Consider the following 14,113-nt stretch of genomic DNA (forward strand, 5'->3'; position numbering starts at 1 on the left):
CAACCAGTGGCTGCGTCCCGCCCCGGGAATGGAGTATTTGCGCGCTCCTGCCGTGACTTGCACCGCTCTTGATCCCCAATGGCGAAGAACTCATCCTGATGCGAACCACTGCCTGCGGGAGCGTGGCTCGCCACGGAAGGGGGTGCGCTCATTGAGCCAATCAACCCGTTCGGCGACGGCACCGTTCGGATCATCCATGGACGCGAACCGTTGGTCATCGAGGTAGCGGATGATCCACTTCGTCACCACCTGCACCCCGGATTCCATGTTGCCTTTGTGCTGCTGCCGGTACGGTTCCGTCGGGACCGCCGCCGTCCGGTAGTGCTCTAGGAAAACTGAGTAGGATTGATTTACCTCCCGTACGCTCTCGTAACGGCTGATCGTGTTGGAGGCTGTCGAGGCGTTGTCTGGGATGATCACTTGGGCAACGCCTTGCGCATGTTCAAAAGCCCTGCGGTGCGCATCGCACCACGAGCCGAGCTTCTCGTCCAGATACCCGTAGGCGAAGAGCAGACCCGAGTAGGGCAAGGTGGCCACGACGATCGAGACTTTCGTGGCCCGGCCGGTGATCGGGTCGACGATCTGCATTTTGGTGCCAGCCCAGTTCACCTGCATGGTGTGTCCTGGCTCGTGAGCGATCGGACTGGTCAGGTTTCTTTGCTGGACTTGTTCCGCGACGAGTTGGCAGAACCGTTCGTATTGATAGTGCCGCTGCGTGCCGGTGGCTTCGGTGCGCAGGTAGCGGGCCCAGAGCACTTTTAGCGGGGGTTTCTTCCTCCCTATTCGGGCTTTGATCACTGCGTCGATATCAATCGGAACAAAACTGGTGGAGACAGCTTTGCGCCCATCGGTGAAGCATTGCTCGAGTACTTCGTCGCTCAGGTCCTTGAGCTGTTCCGGCGTGCTGAATTCTTGCTCGTCGATGACTTGACGGGCTTTAGAGATCGTTCGCGGTGAACAATTCAGCAGTGTTTGAACCTGCTGGTAGGAACGCCCCTGCAAGAGCAGGAGCATGATTTTGCGGTAATCAGCCATGATGGATGATTCCTTTCGACGGCCACGACTTTGGTGTCGTGGGTGTCAGGATCATCTTGGCGTCGAATCCGGCTAAGTGCTATCCGATCGTTACGTCAGTGCTATCCGCTACGCCCATCCGATACGCGTACAGATACTACCATATACTTCTGCTAAACAGCACCTAAACTATGCTGCAATTCTTAGCATGCGCCTGAGACTAAGTGATTGGTCTGCTCAGCACTGTGGTCACCGCTTTGACGCTAGTCAGCCTGTACGACTCCCGAAAATTAAGTGTTCTACACCTGTTGCTAGAGCCATCTAGAACGGGTCATTAAGCCCGCCCGGATTTTTCATTGAGAGAATGCGATTCGTCAATGATCTCGACAGATGCATTGAGGAACCGATTCATGCTTGCATTCTTCGACGTGTCACCGAAATAGTGCTCAACCAGATCGGCATATGAATCATCGGTCTGAGCCAGGCGTTCGCGAATCACCGTTGGTCCATTGGCTGCATTATTTGAAATCAATGAGGGGACCCGCAATAGCGCAGGGGAATCATCGACACTTGCTTCGGCACTCAATGGTTTAGTGATCAACAAGGGTTTTCCCGTAGCCAAGAAATCATAGGCAACCGCTGAAATATCGGTGATGCAGATATCGGACATCGCCCATTGCCAGCCCCACTGCGGAGACTCGTCGTAAAACAGGGTACCCGCACTATCCGCGTTGGCCTCGGTCAACCGGGTTTGGATCTTGTTCAGCGCAGCGCCATAACCCGAATCATTGATGCCGCTCCGTGGATGCGGACGGAAGATCACGTTGAATCCGCCATCCTTAATGAGGCTTTCTATCAATGCAACACCATGACTCTGTACACTTCCGTACCGCATAGACGGGCGATCGCCTTCCCAGGTGGGTGCGTAGAGAACTGTAGGAAGTTCAGGATTAACCGAAATCGGCGCGGGATAATCGACATCAATCTGCGGACGTCCTACCAAGCGTGTTCGTTCAGCAACGTTGTAACGAGTCAGATTCTTGGCGAGCCGCTCCTGAGCCGCCACGCCGGCGGAGAATACGTAGTCGTAAGCCTTCATCTGGTTCGACCACATGTAAGCCTTTTCGCTTTCACCATGGCAGATGAAGACATGTGCCGGACTGTTGAATCGCATCATTTGGAAATTGCGGATGTTCTGATTGACGTAGAAGACTGCATCAATCTGTTGGCTGGCCAGCAAGTTCTCGATATCACCAATAGTCTTGGCGTAGAAAACCGGCAAGGGGCTCTCCTTGCCCAGAGCAATCGCAGTCTTTGGGTTCCTGACGATGATAACCAGCGGCATCTTCTGAGCGAGCTGACGTAGCGGTTCGTACCACTGGCGTGCCTGATATGCATTGACCATTGAGTCTGCGAAATAGAGGGCTGCCCTGTATCGACGGTTGCCACTAGGCTGCGCAAGGTAGACCGATGGATTGGAGTGCACTTCCGCATATGCGCGACGAGTTTCCAGTTTTTTGGTCGCGAATCGAGCGAGCGTTTTCGTCGCGGAGACCAGATTCAATGAAGTACCTTCTGTCTGGGGGAATCAAAGACTTAACTGATGTAAATTCTATGCGCTTCTGGTAGGAGAAAGCTGATAAACGCCTGATGGAACCCTAGTGCGAACTAGAACACATTTGAATCACAGCCTCGATTTTGGGCAATGGGCACTCGGCACGTTATGATGAGATGTCGGACTATGTTCTATAGGAGTCATCATTAGCGATAAGCGTTCTGATCGATCGTCACATGGCGAAGTCGATCGCAACTCGCCTTTGGTTGTATCAGCCAAAGAGCTCGGCCGTTCGCCTGGCTCGATGAAAATTCTTAGCGAGCAGGTTCCGGCACCCACGGATGTGGGAAATGCACTCATCGGTATTCGTGGAGGATCTGAGCTCGACTTAGATCTTCGCCTTGAAGCCGTACATGAGGGGATTCTGGTATCGGGTACCGCTACCGCACAGATTGCGGGGGAATGTGGACGTTGCCTGGAGCCCATCGAGTACGATTTCGCGGCTGATATTCAAGAGCTCTTCTACTATGAAGGCAGCGAAGAATTCGAAGACGATGATGAAGTGGATCAGTACTGGGTCGTTGGTGACTTGATTGACATCGACCCGGTAGTGCGGAGCGCAATTGGGACCGCACTGCCATTCCAGCCGGTTTGCCGGGAGGATTGTTTGGGTCTCTGCAGTGAATGCGGAGTGAATCTCAATGATGAACCCGAACATCACCATGAGGTACTGGACCCGCGTTGGGCAGCGCTTGCGCCGCTGGCCGACATTGCCGCAGAAGATGTGGCACCCGATAATACGTCAGACAAGAGAGAAGAGAAGTAGTCGTGGCTGTTCCAAAGCGGAAGATGTCCCGTGCGAATACTCGTGCACGCCGTTCTCAGTGGAAGGCTACCGCGCCTAACCTGGTTAAGACCGTTGAAAACGGTCGCGTAACTTACAGCCTGCCTCACCAGGCAAAGGTTGTCACCGACTCGGCCGGTACCGAGCTGTTCCTTGAGTACAAGGGTCGCAAGGTCGCAGACGTCTAAGACATGTCTTCAAAAGAAGAACTGATGAAGCGTCTCGGAATCGACATCGATTCCGAGACGCTTCGTCTTGCCCTGACCCATCGTTCGTATTCGTACGAGAACGGTGGAATACCAACCAACGAACGCGTCGAATTTCTTGGCGACTCCATCCTCGGTTTTTCGGTTGCCGAATACCTCTACAAGAAGTATCCGGACCTTCCCGAAGGCGACCTGGCCAAGCGCCGTGCCGCAATCGTCAGCACCCGTGCCTTGGCCATCATTGCCCGGGACCTCGGAGTAGGGGAGCACATCTTCCTCGGACGCGGTGAAGCTCAATCCAACGGTGCCAATAAGGCTTCAATCCTTGCAGACACCATGGAAGCCTTGATCGGCGCCACGTATCTGGATCAGGGAATGGATGCAGCTCGTGCGTTGGTCCTTCGGTTCGTGACGCCCTTGCTGGAAGACGTTCGCCTTCTTGGCGCGGCGACTGACTGGAAAACTGTCATCCAGGAAGAAGTCGCAGCCAAGAAACTTGGTGACATGCGCTATCAAGTGACCGGATCCGGTCCTGACCATGCACGCACCTATGAAGCAACGCTTGTAATCTCTGACGAGCCTTACGGCAGCGGCCACGGCCCGTCGAAGAAGGAAGCGGAGCAGGAAGCTGCTCGCAACTCCTGGTTGCAACTGCACCCTGGCGAACAGATTCCACGAAGCTAAGGTCGGTTTCATTGCCGGAATTACCTGAAGTTGAAGTAGTCCGTGCCGGACTGGACAAGTGGGTTCGGGGCCGCCGAATTGAATCGGTGCAGGTCCTGGACCCACGTTCGGTCCGTCGGCATCACGACGGCCCACTCGATTTTGAACATTCCTTGACTGGTTGTACAGTAAGTACCGTCGCCCGACGTGGAAAATTCCTGTGGATGGAGCTTGACGGACTCCCGGAACCAGCCGCATTGATGGCCCATCTCGGGATGAGCGGCCAACTTCTGGTTGAAGAACCTGCCGCTCCTGATGAAAAGCACCTCAAGGTTAGACTGACCCTCAGCGACATGCCTGACGCGCCCGCCGAGCTGCGATTCGTCGACCAGAGGATATTCGGCGGCATGTTCCTGTCGCCGCTAGCAGCAACCTCTGATGGCGGCCCTGGCGGTGCGGGCAGCATGAGCAAATTCATCCCACAGGCCGCCGCCCATATTGCGCGAGACGTACTGGATCCGGTGCGAAGTGCGGAAGATCTCTATGCCTCCCTGCGCAAAAAGACGACTCAGCTCAAACGCGCAATCCTTGACCAAGAAGTCATCTCGGGCGTTGGAAACATCTATGCCGACGAGGCGCTCTGGGCCGCCGGGCTTTCCGGCCTGCGAAACACTGCCACCATCCGCCGCTTCGAGGTAACGCTTCTGAATGAGGCGCTGATTGACGTGATGACCCGTGCGCTGGAAGCTGGCGGGACGAGCTTCGACTCGCTCTACGTCAACGTCAACGGCGCCAGCGGCTACTTCTCCCGATCCCTGAATGCCTATGGGAGAGAAGGGGAACCATGCCTTCGATGCCTAGACCAAGGACACCAGTCCTTGATCCGCCGCGACCCTTTCATGGGGCGGTCCTCTTACAGCTGCCCTGTATGCCAACCGCGGCCGCGGCGAATCCCCAGATAAGTTTTAGGCTGCGTAGGCCTTGAGCACACGCTCGTTATAGCCTGCCCACGCATCCGCCGCCCACGGTCCGAAATTGCGGTCTGTGAGGGTCACGCAGGCCAGACGGTCTACGGGATCCACCCAGAGGAACGTTCCCGATTGGCCGAAATGCCCAAAGGTCTGGGAAGGATGCGACGCTCCGGTCCAGTGCGGATTCTTCGAAGAACGAAGCTCGAATCCCAAACCCCAGTCATTCGGGTTCTGCCGTCCATATCCGGGCAGGATGCCAGCCAAGCCCTCAAAATGGACCCGGGTTGCATCGGACAGGGTCTCTGGAGAAACGAGTGTCGGGTTCAGGAGCTCGGCCGCGAACTTAGCAAGATCCGCCGCGCTGGACCGACCATCCTTTGCGCAGCTTCCCGCGATTTTGGTGGAATTCATACCGAGCGGAGCGAAAACCGCCTCCTGCGCGTAGTCGGCAAAGTTGATTTCTGTTTCCTGCTGCAGGTGTTCGGCCAATTTTTCGAAACCGTAGTTGGAGTACCCGCGTTTGGCGCCCACCGTGAAACGGATGACATCTGAATCGAAGTCGTACCCAGCGGTATGAGCCAGCAAGTGGTGGACGGTAGATCCTTCAGGCCCGGCAGGATCTTCCAGGTTGATCGCTCCTTCTTCCAAGGCAATCAGGCATGCATACGAGCTCAGCAACTTGGTGACCGAAGCCAAGGCATAGACCTTGTCAAGGTCGCCATGCTGGCCAGCAATTGAACCCCGCCCATCGATGACAACAGACACTGCATTGACCACCGGCCAGTTTTCGATCTCTGATAAGACGTCCACGAAATGATCTACCCCTCGTTTTTGCTGAGCTCAAGGGCGAGCAGAAACCGGTATTCACTGAGTCGTTTCGATAGAATCATCTCGGAGAACATGGTCTGCGCGTCCATGACTAACACTATCGATATCGGGCCGAACTTAGGAATTTCACGCTGTGCATCTGAAGACTCTTACCGTTCGCGGATTCAAGTCTTTTGCATCGGCGACCACTTTTGAGTTCGAGCCTGGCGTTACGGCTGTTGTCGGACCCAACGGTTCGGGCAAATCCAACGTTGTTGATGCCCTGTCATGGGTCATGGGGGAGCAGGGGGCCAAAACGCTGCGCGGCGGCAAGATGGAAGATGTCATCTTCGCCGGAACGTCAGGGCGTCCGCCGCTGGGACGTGCCCATGTCTCGCTCACCATCGACAACACCGATGGACAGCTTCCCATCGACTACGCCGAAGTGACCATTTCACGAACCCTGTTCCGTGCAGGCGGCTCCGAATACGCAATCAACGGAAGCTCGTGCAGGTTGCTGGACATCCAAGAACTCCTGTCCGACTCGGGGCTGGGCCGTGAAATGCATGTCATCGTCGGCCAAGGCCAGCTGGACAGAATCCTCCATGCCACCGCCGAAGACCGCCGGGGCTTCATCGAGGAAGCCGCCGGGGTGCTCAAGCACCGGCGGCGCAAGGAAAAGACCCTGCGCAAGTTGCAGGCCATGCAGGGCAACATGGACCGGTTGGAAGACCTGAACTCCGAGGTCCGCCGACAACTGGCGCCCCTGGGCCGCCAGGCGAAGATTGCCCGCCGAGCGCAGACCGTCCAGCTGGACGTGCGTGATGCCAGGGCTCGCCTGCTGGCCGATGACCTGGTGTCGCTGAACAACAAGCTTGCCCAGGACATCAGCGACGAATCCAAGATCCAGGCACAGCAGCAGGACGTCACCTCGCGGCTTGAGCGCGTCCGCCGCCAGATCGCCGAACTTTCCGAGCGGAGCGAGATTCTCACGCCCCGGCTCGCCCTGATGCAGGAGACCTGGGTTGCGCTCACCACGCAGGCCGAGCGTTTTCGCTCGCTGACCGCGTTGGCGCGCGAACGGGGAAAACTGCTTGAAAGCAATCAAACGCATTTCGATTCGAGCCGTGATCCGGAACGGCTTGAAGCCCAAGCGGAGCGATTGAGCGAGGAACTCGAGGAGCTGGTCGAGGCAGTCGAAGACCGCCACGAAATCCTGGCCGAAGCCATCGAAGCCAAAGAGCAGGCCGAAGAACAATCGCGTGCAGAACAGCAGCGCATGGCCGCCATGCTGCGCGCGGCCGCTGACCGTCGCGAGGGAATGTCACGACTTGCCTCGCAGGTGGCATCGGCACGCAGCCGTGTGGATGTGACGCGCGCGGAGATCTCCAGACTGCGGGACAACGTCCAGTCCTTTGATGCGGATCTTGCGGCAGACGCGCGCTCGCACGAATCGGTCAGCACCGAACTCGACGAACAGCTCGCCGGCGAGCACCAGCTCAACGACCTGTTTGAAAAAGCAGAGGCTTCCTTCACCCGCTTAGCCGAAGACCAGAACCGGGATAGCCGGCGCCGGCAGGAACTGTCGGTCCGGATTTCCGGCCTCCGCGCGCGACTGGACGCCCTAAAGCTGAATTCGAAGCCGGATGACCGTTCCGCTCAGTTGCTCGAACGATCTCCGGACGTGCTCGCCGGGCGGCTGGGGGAGCTGCTGACGGTCACCGAGGGTTATGAGCAGGCCGTCGCCGCAATCCTGCGCGACTGCGCGGAACACCTGGTGGCGGGGCGCTCAGCCGACGCGATCGCATTGGTCAGGCAACTGGCGGATGACCAGTCCGCCAACGCATCCTTTGTCCATGCAGATGTCCCGATGGCCTCCACCCCCGACCTTGGCGAGCTGGCCATTGCGGCACGGGACATCGTGAGTTCTGCCGACGAGTTCTCGAATCTCCTGGACAATATCTTCGCCCACCACTACGTCGTCACTGACCTCGATGCTGCTCAGCAGATTTTCGAAGCGCACCCGGAAGCCAAACTCACGACCTTCGAAGGCGTGACTTTTTCCAGGCTTTGCAGTTCCATTGGAGATTCAGCCGGCGCCTCGCTGATCGCCCAGCAAGCGTTGGTCGAGCAGACGTCAGCGGAGCTGGGCCAGGCCCAGGAGGAACTAGCGCAACTGGAAATCGAACTGGCTCGGCGTGCACCGGTGCTGTCCGATGCACAGCATGCCAGGGATGAAGCCTCGGGGCAGCTGGCCGAATCCGATGCGGCAATTGAGGAATTGTCCAACTACCTGGCCCGTCTGGGCCACAAGCTTCGTTCGGCGCAATCCGAGAAGAAATCCTTGCAATCCAGGCTTGACGCTGCCATTGAAAAACTTGAAATTGAACAAGAATCCTACGAGGAAATCAGCCAGCGCATGGACATGGCGTCGACCGATTCCGAGGACGAGCCCGTCGACGAGGCGACGCGGGCTGCATTGGCGGACGCCGCGGCAGCTGCACGGCAGCAAGAACTTGAGGCCAGGCTTGCGCTGCGAAGCAGCGAAGAGCGGGTGACCGCGTTGCGCTCCCGGGTCGAGGGCCTGCGCCGCACCGCTGCCGCCGAACGCACCCATCGGGAAGTGGCGCTGAATCGCGCCGCCGAGCGCAAGGCGCAAGCTGCGAAGGCACAGCGCGTGGAACAGGCTTCCGAACGCGTGCTTCGATTCATTGAATTGTCATTGACGATGGCCGGCCAGCAACGGGACGAGCTTTCGGACAAGAAATCCGAACTTGAAGAACTGCTGGCGAGCAACCGGACCGAGGCTGAGCAGCTCGCAGCCGAACTCTCCCGGCTAGCCGATGCAGTGCATCGTGACGAAATACTCCGCGCCGAGTTGCGTATCAAGATCGAGAATCTGGAAACGAAATCCCTGGAAGAACTCGGGTACACCCCCGACCACCTGATCGCGAATTTCGGTCCTGATCAATTGATTCCCGAGACGTCAGACCCCGATGACAAGTGGGCCGAGCTTCGAGTCAATGTGGATGAAGACGGCAATGCGGTCGGCACGAAACCCTTCGACCGCGCCGAACAGGAAAAACGGCTCAAGAAAGCTGAACGTGACCTTGCCGCGCTGGGCAAGGTCAACCCGCTGGCGCTGGAGGAATTCGCGGCCTTGGAGGAACGGCATAAATTCCTTGCCGGACAGCTTGAAGATCTGAAGAAGTCGCGAGGCGACCTGCAACAGATCATCAAGGACGTGGATTCACATGTGGAGCGAGTCTTCACCGAGGCGTACAACGACACCGCGGTGCAGTTCAAGAGGATCTTCGACAGGCTGTTCCCCGGGGGCGAAGGGCAGCTGGTCCTGACAGATCCCGAGAACATGCTCACGACCGGTATCGAGGTTGAAGCCCGTCCGGCAGGCAAGAAGATCAAGCGGCTGTCTCTGCTATCAGGTGGCGAACGCTCGCTGACCGCAGTGGCGCTTCTGGTGGCGATCTTCAAAGCCCGTCCTTCGCCGTTCTACGTCATGGACGAGGTCGAAGCCGCGCTCGATGATGTGAATCTGGGACGGCTCATCACGATCTTCGAGGAGCTTCGTGAATCCTCGCAGTTGATCGTGATCACGCACCAGAAGAAGACGATGGAAGTCGCTGATGCCTTGTACGGCGTGACCATGCGCGGGGATGGCGTCTCCACTGTGATCAGCCAGAAGATGGACCGCAGTGCGTCCTGAGGCAAATAAGCCAGTTGGTGGGCTAGAGTGTGCTGAGACTTTCCTACTAGCCTGAGAAGAGCTCTGACATGGTGTCTTCGGTTCCAGCCGAATCCGGATCTGCAACGCGGGAATCCGGCACGTCGGTTTTCGTCAGCATCGTTGTGCCCGTCTACAACGCGATGCCGTACCTGACTGACCTTCTGAGCTCTCTGGATGCCCAGACCTTGGACACTTCGTTGTTCGAGGCGATTTTCGTGGACGACGGTTCCACCGACAATGGCGGGCAGGTCCTGGACGAGTACGCGGCCGGCCGCGAGCACGTCACAGTCATCCATCAAGAAAACAGCGGATGGGCCGGCAAACCCCGGAACGTGGGCATGGACAGCGCCAACGGTGAATACATTTTCTTCGTCGACTCCGATGACTGGCTGGGTGCCGAGACATTAACGCGCATGCGGGATTTTGCGCTTGCACATGACTCCGACGTCGTGGCTCCACGGCTGGTTCCTGCCGGAGGGCGCAAGGGCGGGGGGAGTACCTTTGCGCAAACGGTCATTGATGCGCCGCTGGAACACATGCTTAAGACCTTGATGCCGCAGAAGATGATCCGCGCTGAATTGTTGCGTGCCAATAACATCCGGTTCCGTGAAGACAAGGTGCGCCTCGAAGACGGAATGGCTTTGGTCAAGGCTTATTGTGCAGCGCACCGCAACAGCATTCTCGGCGACTACGAGTACTACTACATCAGGGCTCGTTCTGACGGAGCCAACATCAGCATGGCTCCAATCGATCCTGCAAGCTACACGGCATCGCTGGCGCATATTGCGACCACGCTGATGGAAGATGTTCCTGATTCGGACTACGCCAAGGATCTTGTCGCAGGGCTCTTCTCAAGAAAAGGACTCAAAGTCTACCGAGGCCAGCGTTTCTTGAAGTACCGCGAAGCCAAGCGCAAAGGATGGATTCAAGCCCATCGGGAATTTCTTGCCGAGTTCCTGCCTGATGACCTCCACCGATTCGAGGGAATTCGCCGGGAGAAAGTCGTTTGTATTCTCAACTCCGACCATGACGGACTCATCCGTCTTGCCCGTTTGGAAGCCAATGAAGAACGGTCTCCAGTCCTGGAATCCGTTGCGGCTGAAGCGCGCTACCTGAAATTCAGCGCGAGAGTCCCGAACTATGTTTCGAAGCCCGTGAGCTTGGTCGCCGAACAACGCAAGACCAAAGAGCAACAGCGCATTTCGCTTCATTCCAGCGATGGCCAGGGGGCGGACGAGCAGCCGATTGCTGCCAAGTTGCCCTTGGACGGTGCGCAGGGGCTGCTTGATTTGTCGGTGCTGCTGGCCGATGGGCGCCTCAAGCGCATTGAATTCCCACAAGGGGTGCCGGAAACGACGCACCTTGGGGCCCGGGTTTACCGCACCGCAAACGGGTACGTCAGTGTGGATGCCCGCCAGCTCAGAGCCGGAACGTTGCAGCGAGTCATGAACCGGGTAGGCAAGGTTTTCGGTCGTAGCTCCAAGCAGTAGGCGGAGCAGCAAGCGATGCGGCATTGCGCATCAGAAACCTGCTGCCAAACACTGCCGAATCTGCAATGCTAAACGGCTGGGACCGCCTTCGGGGTGCGGGGAACCACGATCCACGCAAGAACTCCGACGAGGCCTACGAGGGCAGAAAGGCCAAAGGCCAACTGGTAGCTCCAGAAGTCAGCCATTGCGCCGGCAATCAGCGGCCCGATAATAGAACCCAAGTCGGTGCACATTTGAAAACCAGCAAGTGCTTTGCCTCCGTTGCGACCTGAACCAATGACATCCGCAACCGAGGCTTGCTGGGCCGGGCCCAAGGTTCCCGCACCGAATCCGGCGATCACCGAACAGATGATGAAGCCGGCGAAAGACGTGAAGATCCCCATCGCGCCGATGCTGACAATGAGCACGCTCATGCCCAGCAACACGGGAATCTTCCTGCCGATGCGGTCGGTGAGCTTGCCGGCGAACAACAGCGCGCAGCCGTTGCCCACTGCAAAGATGGCAAGGGAGATCCCGGCGACGGACTGGCCTTGTGCTTGGCCGAAAACTGCAAGGGCGAACAGCGGGATCATGCTGTTTCGAACGCCGAAGGCCAGCCATCCGTAACTGAAGCCTGAAAACAGGGCTGCCCGGTAGGTTGTGGATCCCATGGCCTGGCGCATGGTGACGACTTCGATCGACTGTCCAGCTGCAGCAGGATTGTTGGCTTGCTCGTCAAGGTCGCGGCGGCGGCCCAACGCCATGTAGACGACTGCCGCGGCAATCACCAAAGCCACGCCGTAAATCACGAATGGCAAGCGCATGCCGAGCGGGGCCAAGACTGTTCCAAGCACAGGCCCCGCCACATTGCCAAGCAGGAATGATCCGGCGTACAGACCAGAAATTCTTCCCCTCGACTCGTCGGGAGAAAGCCTGGCAATCAGTGCCATCGCTGAAATGGTGAACATCGTAGATCCGAAGCCGCCCAAGCCTCGGGCCAGCAGAAGCTGCGTGTAATCCTGTACCGCGGCACAGAGCAATGTGGAGACCGCGACCAGCAGTACGCCAGTGACATAGATGCGAGGTTCACCCAGTTTCCCCACAAGTACGCCAGCTACCGGTGCAAAGATCAACCGGGTGAACGCGAAGATACTGACAATGACAGTTGCCGCCGCAGCTCCCACATCGAAACTCACCGCGTACTGGGGGAGGATCGGCGCGATCAAGCCGAATCCCAAAGCAATGATGAATGCCGCAACCAGCAGCACTCGAATTTCGGCAGGAATGGGCGGACGAGCCGGTGCCTTCTGTGTAAATGCCATAGTCATTGCCGCGATGTCAGGGCCCTGCCTGAGGCGGTCAGCCTTTCTGTCAAGAATTAGGGGTCCGGGGACCACAAGCCATTCTATGCCCTTCCACCCGAGCCTGTCGGATGGACGAATTTGCCTCTGAAAACGGCAAAACGCCGAAGATATGAGACGATTTAGAGCGTGACCGATTCGCTATTACTTACCATCATCATTGTCGCGGTCGTTGTAGTGGTGGGCATTGTTGCCACCGCCTTCGTAGCCAAGGGCCGCAAGCCTAGGACTCCATACACAACTGAGCGCGACGCTGACGACGTTCCCAGCGCCACCGTTGCTGGAGGCGAAACTGACACCCTTGAAGGCTCAGTCGCCACCACGGATGGCACAGATGCGCCGGTTGGCGTCGTCGAGCCTGAGGCTCCCGTTGCCCCAGCCCTAGACGTACCTGAACCTGTCCAAGGTCGTCTAGCCCGTCTGCGCGCACGACTGACCAAGTCCAACAACATGTTCTCCAAGGGCCTTCTGGCCCTGCTTAGCCAGGACTCCATCGATGAGGACGTCTGGGACGAGATCGAAGAAACCCTGCTGCTGGCGGACCTCGGTACCGAACCAACCCTGGAACTCGTCGACGCACTGCGCGAACGGGTCAAGGTCGAGGGCAGTCGAGACCCGCAACGGGTCAAGGCAATGCTTCGCGAAGAACTCCTCAAGCTCGTTGATCCGAGCCTGGACCGCACGTACCTCCCGGAGCCGCATCCGGACCGTCCGAGCATCATCATGGTGGTGGGCGTGAACGGCGTCGGCAAGACGACGACCATCGGCAAGATGGCACGCGTGCTGGTCGCGGAGGACAAGGACGTGCTCCTCGGCGCGGCGGATACCTTCCGCGCGGCGGCAGCGGAGCAGCTTGCAACCTGGGGCGACCGCGTTGGCGTGCCGACCGTTCGCTCGGAAATTGACGGTGCAGACCCAGCTTCGGTTGCTTTCGAAGCCGTGTCGGCTGGAATCGACCAAGAAGTCGACATCGTCATGATCGATACTGCCGGCCGCCTGCAGAACAAGGTTGGCCTGATGGACGAGCTGGGCAAGATCAAGCGGGTCGTCGAAAAGAAGGCAACTGTTGACGAAGTCCTGCTGGTCCTCGACGCGACGACTGGTCAGAACGGTCTTTCGCAGGCCAAGGTGTTCTCCGAAGTCGTGAATGTCTCCGGCATCGTGTTGACCAAGCTGGACGGCACTGCCAAGGGCGGCATCGTGGTAGCGATCCAGCGCCAGCTCGGCGTTCCGGTCAAGCTGGTCGGACTGGGTGAAGGCCCGGATGATCTGGCCCCATTTGATCCTGAAGCATTCGTAGACGCCCTGCTCGAAGGCTAGTTGACAGGATGCTAGGTTGCAGCCCCGCCTCGGCGGGGCTGCAGTTTTTTAAAACGGCAGGCAGGAAAATCCGACGTTGGTGACACGCGAGGCCGTTGTGAGATGGAACGCAGCGAGTGGTGACCATCATGTACCGTAAATTCCCTAATCAGAGCCTA

11 protein-coding genes are annotated in these 14,113 nt (G+C 58.0%); 7 read left to right on the forward strand and 4 right to left on the reverse strand.

Going from position 1 to position 14,113, the window contains the following annotated elements:
* Positions 1-90: 90 nt before the first annotated feature.
* Entirely contained in the window at positions 91-1,035 is a 945-nt protein-coding gene (gene istA, locus DFO58_RS10270) for an IS21 family transposase (protein ID WP_120990565.1), read from the reverse strand.
* A 313-nt stretch (positions 1,036-1,348) separates the two neighbouring features.
* Positions 1,349-2,578 (reverse strand): CDP-glycerol glycerophosphotransferase family protein, encoded by a 1,230-nt coding sequence (locus tag DFO58_RS10275; RefSeq protein WP_147407249.1) that lies wholly within the window; start codon positions 2,576-2,578, stop codon positions 1,349-1,351.
* A 295-nt stretch (positions 2,579-2,873) separates the two neighbouring features.
* Between DFO58_RS10275 and DFO58_RS10280 the strand changes: the two genes are divergently transcribed.
* Genes DFO58_RS10280 through mutM form a run of 4 tightly spaced genes read left to right on the forward strand, consistent with a single transcriptional unit; the run spans position 2,874 to position 5,244 of the window.
* The gene (locus DFO58_RS10280) at positions 2,874-3,395 is read left to right on the forward strand and encodes a DUF177 domain-containing protein (protein ID WP_120990569.1); all 522 of its coding nucleotides are present in this window, start codon (positions 2,874-2,876) and stop codon (positions 3,393-3,395) included.
* A 2-nt stretch (positions 3,396-3,397) separates the two neighbouring features.
* A complete protein-coding gene (gene rpmF / locus DFO58_RS10285; RefSeq protein WP_013348816.1) occupies positions 3,398-3,601 on the forward strand; it encodes a 50S ribosomal protein L32 in 204 nt (67 codons plus the stop codon).
* A gap of 3 nt (positions 3,602-3,604) precedes the next feature.
* On the forward strand, positions 3,605-4,303 hold the full coding sequence (gene rnc, locus DFO58_RS10290; RefSeq protein ID WP_047118939.1) for a ribonuclease III: 699 nt from the start codon (positions 3,605-3,607) through the stop codon (positions 4,301-4,303).
* An 11-nt stretch (positions 4,304-4,314) separates the two neighbouring features.
* On the forward strand, positions 4,315-5,244 hold the full coding sequence (mutM, locus tag DFO58_RS10295) for a bifunctional DNA-formamidopyrimidine glycosylase/DNA-(apurinic or apyrimidinic site) lyase (RefSeq protein ID WP_120990570.1): 930 nt from the start codon (positions 4,315-4,317) through the stop codon (positions 5,242-5,244).
* A gap of 3 nt (positions 5,245-5,247) precedes the next feature.
* On the opposite strand, the gene DFO58_RS10300 is transcribed toward mutM, so the two are convergent.
* The gene (locus DFO58_RS10300; protein WP_120990572.1) at positions 5,248-6,063 is read right to left on the reverse strand and encodes a serine hydrolase; all 816 of its coding nucleotides are present in this window, start codon (positions 6,061-6,063) and stop codon (positions 5,248-5,250) included.
* 151 nt (positions 6,064-6,214) lie between these two features.
* Here DFO58_RS10300 and smc point away from each other — a divergent pair, with 151 nt between their 5' ends.
* Positions 6,215-9,784, forward strand: coding sequence for a chromosome segregation protein SMC (gene smc / locus DFO58_RS10305; protein WP_120990574.1), 3,570 nt, complete (start codon positions 6,215-6,217; stop codon positions 9,782-9,784).
* Between the two features lie 68 nt (positions 9,785-9,852).
* Entirely contained in the window at positions 9,853-11,295 is a 1,443-nt protein-coding gene (locus tag DFO58_RS10310) for a glycosyltransferase (protein WP_120990576.1), read from the forward strand.
* 68 nt (positions 11,296-11,363) lie between these two features.
* Here the strand turns inward: DFO58_RS10310 and DFO58_RS10315 are convergent, their stop codons facing one another.
* On the reverse strand, positions 11,364-12,596 hold the full coding sequence (locus DFO58_RS10315; RefSeq protein WP_183043159.1) for an MFS transporter: 1,233 nt from the start codon (positions 12,594-12,596) through the stop codon (positions 11,364-11,366).
* A 168-nt stretch (positions 12,597-12,764) separates the two neighbouring features.
* Between DFO58_RS10315 and ftsY the strand changes: the two genes are divergently transcribed.
* A complete protein-coding gene (gene ftsY / locus DFO58_RS10320) occupies positions 12,765-13,955 on the forward strand; it encodes a signal recognition particle-docking protein FtsY (RefSeq protein WP_047118943.1) in 1,191 nt (396 codons plus the stop codon).
* The last annotated feature ends 158 nt before the right edge of the window (positions 13,956-14,113 follow it).

The organism is Arthrobacter sp. AG1021, assembly GCF_003633665.1.
In the GTDB taxonomy this organism is placed as follows: Bacteria; Actinomycetota; Actinomycetes; order Actinomycetales; family Micrococcaceae; genus Glutamicibacter; species Glutamicibacter soli.

Coding starts and splice junctions, on each gene's coding strand:
- istA (WP_120990565.1), bottom strand. CDS start 1,035: ATGGCTGATTACCGCAAAATCATGCTCCTGCTCTTGCAGGGGCGTTCC.
- DFO58_RS10280 (WP_120990569.1), top strand. CDS start 2,874: ATGAAAATTCTTAGCGAGCAGGTTCCGGCACCCACGGATGTGGGAAAT.
- rnc (WP_047118939.1), top strand. CDS start 3,605: ATGTCTTCAAAAGAAGAACTGATGAAGCGTCTCGGAATCGACATCGAT.
- DFO58_RS10310 (WP_120990576.1), top strand. CDS start 9,853: ATGGTGTCTTCGGTTCCAGCCGAATCCGGATCTGCAACGCGGGAATCC.
- DFO58_RS10315 (WP_183043159.1), bottom strand. CDS start 12,596: ATGGCATTTACACAGAAGGCACCGGCTCGTCCGCCCATTCCTGCCGAA.